The organism is Parabacteroides sp. AF39-10AC (assembly GCF_003635405.1).
Taxonomy (GTDB): Bacteria; Bacteroidota; Bacteroidia; order Bacteroidales; family Tannerellaceae; genus Parabacteroides; species Parabacteroides distasonis.
Genome location: NZ_QTLP01000081.1, coordinates 1 through 1228, shown reverse-complemented (window position 1 = coordinate 1228; position 1228 = coordinate 1). Strand labels below are relative to the sequence as shown.

Genomic DNA, 1228 nt, shown 5'->3' with positions numbered 1-1228 from the left:
TGGAAAAGATTGTTGAATGGAGTAAGGTTTGGCTAGCAGGTGGGGATGTTCGTGTTTGTATGGATAAACAGATAGATGAATTTTTAAACGTATAACGATAATATGAAGAACGTAATCGTCACAGGGGGCAATGGTTTTATAGGTAGTTCATTTATAAAGAAATTGATAGAAAAAGGTACTAGGGTTGTTGCTGTTGATATTACCTTTCATGGCAATCGTTTGCCTGATTCAAATCTTATTACGAGGATAGAATCAGGGGTGAATACATCTCTAGTCGAAAGACTGCCAGTAATTGAATATGACTCTTTCTATCATTTTGCGTGGAAAGGTGTAAATGGGGCTGATAAAGCAGATCCTACGGTTCAATTATCAAATATTCAGATGGCAGTAGATTGCGCTAATATTTGCAAGAGGTTAAATGTGAAAAAATTTCTTTGTGCGGGTACTGTAGCGGAGAACGTTGCATTTAGTTTGTCGCATCTGAAAAAAACGACTGGTGGAATGATGTATGGTGTGGCTAAGCATGCTTGCAGAATAATTTTGGAAGATTATTGCAAGAATATCGCTCAACAGTTTGTGTGGATGCAGTTCTCAAATATATACGGTGTAGGTAATAAAACGGGCAATTTGGTTAGTTATACGTTAGGTGAGTTGATGGCTGGTAAAGAAGCCGCATTTGGTCCAGCTTTACAACCATATGATTTTATTTATGTGGATGATCTTATAGAAGCTGTATATCGTCTAGGCTTTAAGGAAACGAATAAGCCGTTCTATTATATAGGCTCTGGCAATCCTAGAGTCTTGAAAGATTATCTTATTCGTATAGGAGAACTAGTTGGTTGCGCTGATAAGGTAGGGATAGGAGTCCGTGAAGATGATGGTGTAAAGTATACAATGGATATGTTTGACAATAGTAACTTGGTTAGTACTATTGGAGAATATGCGTCTATAGACTTTGATAAAGGCATTGATAAAACTATTAATTGGCTTAAAAACTCTTTGATGTTATAGCGGAATTAGTCATGATACAGAAATTTGAATTCAAGGAACTTGATATGAAGGGGGCATATGAGATAACTCCCTTCTATGCCACAGACGAACGTGGTGGCTTTATAAAGGATTACAATATTGATACATTTAAGCAAAATGGTATAGATCATGAACTTAAAGAGGTGTTCTATACCATTAGTAAAAAGGGTGTAATTCGTGCGATGCACTTCCAGCTTGT

Annotated in this window: 2 protein-coding genes; both read left to right on the top strand. The window is 36.7% G+C overall.

The genetic code is table 11. The features are described from left to right. The first annotated feature begins 102 nt into the window (after positions 1–102). Positions 103–1011, top strand: a complete 909-nt coding sequence (locus tag DW033_RS24280; RefSeq protein WP_122383251.1) for an NAD(P)-dependent oxidoreductase — start codon at positions 103–105, stop codon at positions 1009–1011. Positions 1012–1022: 11 nt separating this feature from the next. Further along, positions 1023–1228: dTDP-4-dehydrorhamnose 3,5-epimerase family protein (locus DW033_RS24275; protein ID WP_147423702.1), on the top strand; the 206-nt coding region annotated here is incomplete at its 3' end.

Excerpts from the sequence above, each read along its gene's own strand:
- DW033_RS24280 (WP_122383251.1), top strand. The coding sequence starts at position 103 with ATGAAGAACGTAATCGTCACAGGGGGCAATGGTTTTATAGGTAGTTCA.